Origin of the sequence: Megasphaera sp. DJF_B143, assembly GCF_900320625.1 — a bacterium.
Classification (GTDB): Bacteria; Bacillota; Negativicutes; order Veillonellales; family Megasphaeraceae; genus Megasphaera; species Megasphaera hexanoica.
This window is the reverse complement of sequence record NZ_ONTA01000067.1, coordinates 1-5,069: the sequence shown is the minus strand read 5'-3', so window position 1 is coordinate 5,069 and position 5,069 is coordinate 1. Positions and strand designations below refer to the sequence as shown.

Annotated in this window: 6 protein-coding genes and 1 pseudogene; all 7 read right to left on the bottom strand. The window is 52.7% G+C overall.

Annotation, left to right across the window (positions count from 1 at the left end):
* Window positions 1–309 (bottom strand): class I tRNA ligase family protein (locus DBO31_RS01935; protein WP_150824307.1); only part of this gene is annotated, 309 nt, incomplete at its 3' end.
* A 71-nt stretch (window positions 310–380) separates the two neighbouring features.
* A complete protein-coding gene (gene rsmI, locus DBO31_RS01930; protein ID WP_075581811.1) occupies window positions 381–1,238 on the bottom strand; it encodes a 16S rRNA (cytidine(1402)-2'-O)-methyltransferase in 858 nt (285 codons plus the stop codon).
* 50 nt (window positions 1,239–1,288) lie between these two features.
* Window positions 1,289–2,023: a tRNA1(Val) (adenine(37)-N6)-methyltransferase gene (locus tag DBO31_RS01925; RefSeq protein ID WP_059077110.1), complete on the bottom strand. Its 735-nt coding sequence runs from the start codon at window positions 2,021–2,023 to the stop codon at window positions 1,289–1,291.
* Window positions 2,013–2,855, bottom strand: a complete 843-nt coding sequence (locus DBO31_RS01920; protein ID WP_059077111.1) for a stage 0 sporulation family protein — start codon at window positions 2,853–2,855, stop codon at window positions 2,013–2,015. The genes DBO31_RS01925 and DBO31_RS01920 overlap by 11 nt, the downstream gene beginning before the upstream one ends.
* Window positions 2,856–3,848, bottom strand: coding sequence for an AAA family ATPase (locus DBO31_RS01915; protein ID WP_150824306.1), 993 nt, complete (start codon window positions 3,846–3,848; stop codon window positions 2,856–2,858).
* Between the two features lie 98 nt (window positions 3,849–3,946).
* Window positions 3,947–4,624 carry a thymidylate kinase gene (locus tag DBO31_RS01910; protein WP_113855286.1) on the bottom strand — a complete coding sequence of 226 codons (678 nt, stop codon included), beginning with the start codon at window positions 4,622–4,624 and terminating at the stop codon, window positions 3,947–3,949.
* 4 nt (window positions 4,625–4,628) lie between these two features.
* Window positions 4,629–5,069, bottom strand: a pseudogene (locus DBO31_RS01905) (decarboxylase); the annotation flags it as partial.

Sequence of the window (5,069 nt, the reverse complement as noted above, 5' to 3'; positions counted from 1 at the left end):
GACATGATCGGCATCAGTCGTACGGATAAAGCGGTCATGGGAAATGTTCAGTTCCTTCCAGAGTTCTTTGAAAAGAGCCACGATGCCGTCAACATATTCCTTAGGCTGCATTCCCTTGCTTTCAGCGGCACGCTGGATTGTCTGACCATGTTCATCAGATCCGGTAGTAAAAAAGACGTCATCGCCGCGGGGACGATGGAACCGGGCCAGTGTGTCGGCAATAGTCGTGCAGTACGTGTGACCGATATGCAGTTTGGCACTCGGATAATAAATCGGGGTGGTAATAAAATACTTCTTCTTGTCTGTCATGGAAATTCCTCCTCTGCCGGCAAATGAGCCGGCCTTTTGTACGGGAAACGCTGCTGATGAACCAGCGTTTCTTAAGGGGCTGAGCTGCCCTCTGAAGCAAGCACCGCCTGATATACCACACGGCGGCTGACACCACAGCGCTGGGCTACGGTCCGGATAGCCTGCTTTTTATCTGTTCCCTTATCCATCAGTTCCCGGACAAGGGATGCATAATCATCGTCGGAAGGGCCGTCTTCTTGCGGAACGGCACCGGCGACGAGGATCACAAATTCACCGCGGACCCCTTCCTGTTCCAGTTCCGTCCGGAGCTGGGACAACGGTCCCCGCAGATATTCCTCATAGCGTTTGGTCAGTTCCCGGCAAAGCACTGCTTTGCGGTCTCCCAACGCTTCTTCTATTTCTGCCAGCACAGCAAGGATGCGGTGCGGCGCTTCATAAAAAATCAATGTGCCCGTATAGTCTTTGATACTTTCCAGTACGGGGCGGCGGTGTTTCTTTGTCTTTGGAAGAAACCCTACAAACGTAAACCGCGTCGTATCCATGCCCGATGCAATGAGCCCCGTAAGACCCGCATTGGCTCCGGGAAGCGGTACGACGGGGATATGCTCGGCAATGGCCATCTGTACGAGGTCACTGCCGGGATCACAGATAGCCGGCATGCCTGCATCGCTCACCAATGCAAGCATACAGCCTTCTTTGAGTTTTTCAATAAGCTGCGGCCCTTTTTCCGCCTTGTTATGTTCATGGTAACTCGTCGTCGGCGTCCCTATATCGTAGGCCGAAAGGAGAAGTCTCGTATGGCGTGTATCTTCTGCGGCGATCAAATCGGCTTCCCTGAGGCATCGCACGGCCCGGTAGGTGATATCTTCCATATTGCCAATGGGCGTAGCACACAGATACAATGTGCCTTTTTGAAATTGTTCAGCCATCATGACCTCCTTCAGCCCTGTTCGTATTATATACGATAATATACCAAATATTACAATTTTCCATATAATTTCAAAACGTCTTCCGTATAGGTCCCATCGGCATGATGTACGATAAGCGGCGGCAGGACATCTACACCCTTGCTGCCACCCCGTATTCCTTCTACGAGGAACAGTTTGGCCTTCTTATCTGCCCTTCCATGAACCATCTGTACCACTTTGGGTTCAATGGCATGGATGCGCATCGCCGTCAGGATATCTGTCAGGCGTTCCGTTATATGCACCATACGGAAGCGTCCATGGAACTTGAGCGCAAAGGAGGCCGCATCGAGCACATCATCCAGTGTAGCCGTTTCTTCGTGACGCGCCCGCCGGATTCCTTCGGCATCACTGTACGCGCCACGGCTTTTTTCCCGATACGGCGGATTAGCATATACTGCTGCAAACGCTCCGCTGTCCGACCACTGCCGGATAGTACGGTAATCTCCTTCCACTATGGTAATGACCGGCTCACGGCCATTGAGTATCACATTCCGCCGGGCAATATCCGCCATGACCGGATTGAGTTCGGCACCGGTCACGGAAACAGCACCGCGGGCGCTCAGAATAAGCGGGATTGCCGCCGTCCCTGTACCCAGGTCCAGGACTTTCCCCCGGGGTACCGTACCAAAATGAGCCAGCAGCACCGTATCGAGAGAAAAGCAGAACTGATCATCGCGCTGGATAATTTTCATCCCGTCCAGGACCAGGTCATCGAGCCGTTCGTGAGGTCCCAGACTAACTTTCATGATCTGGTTCGGCTACATCCGACCAGGGAACGTTGACATTGTGCCCTGATTCGAGCTGTACCTTGACCGTATGGTCTTTCATATGGACGCGCAGGACCGTACCAAGGCCTTCATCGGTAATGACCCGCTGTCCGACCTGCGGTGGTTTCTGTTGTTCACAATTTTTCTGGCAGTTCTGGCATTTGAGTTCCCCTGACGTATACAAATCATTTTCGTAGCGCAGGCAGCACATGAGGCGGCCGCAGATACCGGATATCTTCGTCGGATTGAGGGACATGCCCTGTCCTTTAGCCATACGGATTGATACGGGCTTGAAATCGCCCAGGAAGGAAGCACAGCATAACGGCCGGCCGCAATACCCGATACCGCCAATCATCTTGGCTTCATCGCGGAGGCCGATCTGCCGCAGCTCGATACGCGTACGGAATACGGATGCCAGATCGCGCACCAGTTCCCGGAAATCAATCCGCCCGTCAGCGGTAAAAAAGAATATGATTTTTCCCATATCGAAGGTGTAATCCACATCGATAAGCTTCATGGGAAGTTTATGTTTGGCGATTTTTTCCAGGCAGATGGTAAACGCTTTCTTTTCTCTTTCCTTATTGCGTTCCACCTGCCGCATATCTTTCGCCGTCGCTTTGCGGATAATAGGTTTTAGTGGCTGTACCACTTCCGAAGCGGCGACACTGCGCGGGGCAATGACCACCGTTCCGTATTCCATACCGCGGGCCGTTTCGACAATGACCCCGTCCCCTTCAGCGAGAACGATCTCTGTCGGGTCAAAATAATATATCTTGCCGGCTGGTTTAAAACGAATGCCAACAACTATCAACTATATTCCTCCTTTTGCCCGGATAAACCGGATACACACCGCATCCCACACCAGCCGCACGTTGACGTGACGGAGGATTGCTTCTCCCGCTTCATCGAGAACATGCTGGAGTGAAAAAATACAGGAATCCGGCCAGGCCGGCAGCAATTCTGAAACTTCATGGGCATACTGGCCCAGGCGGAGTCGTCCTGCCGGTACACCCGAACGCATGACTACCATGTCGCGAAGAAGCATCTGGATCCAGCGGAAAACCTCCTGCGATTCCTGATCCGTCCACCCCGCCGAGATACTGTGCCACTTGGCATAAGGGCATGCGTGACGGGCCATAACCTGCAGGAAGGACAGTGCCTGCTGCAGCGCTTCAAGGCCTTTTCCCTCTTTCAGGGCAAGGACACGGGCGACATTGCCACCGCCCCACAACACAGCCTGACGATAGGATTCTGCCGTTCCTCCATATTGCCGCACCAGCCCGTCTAACATTTCCTCATCACCGACCGGTTCAAAGGATATGATGGCACAGCGTGACACAATCGTCGGCAGTAATAAGTCGGGCTGACTGGTCACAAGAATGAAATGCACGCCTTCCGGCGGCTCTTCCAATGTCTTGAGCATGCGGTTGGCAAATTCCTTGTTCATCGTTTCTACGTGATTAATAATGCAGACCCGGCTCCCGGAAGCGCGTAACATCAGCTTTTCCTGAAGCTGCCGAAACTGATCTACCCGGAGCATCGTACCGATGACATCCAGATAAAAAACGGTTCCTCCATCTTCAATGAATGGCGTATCGGCATCGCAGGACAGGTGGGTAAAATCAGCCAGGAGCGGACGGCCACTGAGCGTTTCTGCAACGGCCCGTGCCATCAGCGCTTTGCCAAGGCCTTCCGGTCCGGCAAAAATCATGGCGTGGGGCAGCCGCTCTTCGGCAATCAGACGACGCAGACGTGCCTTGACCGTCTCATGACCGATAACAGCATCAAAATAATCCTGACTCATGCCGCGCCCTCCTGTTGGAAAATCTATACTAATCCTTTCTATTATAAGGAAAATAAAGCATAAAGTCTATACTATGCCTTCCATGAGAAAAATACCGCTTACGGTATCAGGACTGCCGCGACTGCCTGGTATACGTCAGCGTGTATATCGTCTATGCTGCGCATACGCCCGTCTTCCGTACAGGCAATACGCTGCCAGCCATATCGGTCTGTCAGTTCATCATAGGCATCATGGCATTTATGTAAAAAAGACCCGTTTTTTTCATGAATGTCACCCGTAGTGCCGCCGGTTTTCCCTTGTCTGCCCGCCATCAGCTGTTCTGTCACATCGAGTGGCACATCGAGAAGACATACCAGGTCCGGGCGGGGAAGCCCCATCTTTCCAAATTCAAAATCTTCCAGCCAATCCAGATAGGCACGGCGATCTGCCGGATCATTGAATTTAATCATCTGATAGAGCATGTTACTCGTCGTATACCGGTCAGCCAGAACGATCCCGCCCTGTTCTAAAAATGATTTCCAGTGCATCTGATAGGACGCGAAGCGGTCTACAGCGTAAAAGGCCGACGCTGCATAGGGATTGACCGCGTCGGCATCAGCGCCGAAATCGCCTCGCAGGTACATGCGTACGAGGGCACTGGAATCGCTGTCATAATCGGGAAAACTTACGGCCCGTACCGATTGTCCTTCTCTTTGGAGATGCTCCTGCAGCAATTTCGTCTGTGTCGCCTTGCCGCTGCCGTCTCCGCCTTCTATGATAATCAACCTGCCTTGCATGATATCATCCTTTCCGTACGACCTGTATCGTGTCCAGACTGCTGTCTGCCGCACCATTAGTTACATATCCCTCATTTAATTTCTGGTCAATATATGCCAGTACCTCCCCGGTCAATACTTCCCCTGCCGCCACAACAGGGATTCCCGGCGGATAAAAGGTAATCGTTTCTGCACATATTTGTCCTGCACAAAGAGGACGGGCCATCGCTTCTTTTTCAGCATACCAGGCTTCCCGTGGCGCCATGACGACGCGGGGCTGTGGCAGTGGCGGTTCAGCGGTATCTTTCCGCTCCACGGTCTCATGCGTACAGGCAATCGTACGGCAGCCCTCCAGTAAAGTCTGTATGCTTTTTTCTGTATCACCAAAGGTAACAAGTGCCAACACGTGATGGCCGGCGGTAAGTTCTACTTCGATATGGGCAGCCCGCAGCAGACGTTCCGCTTC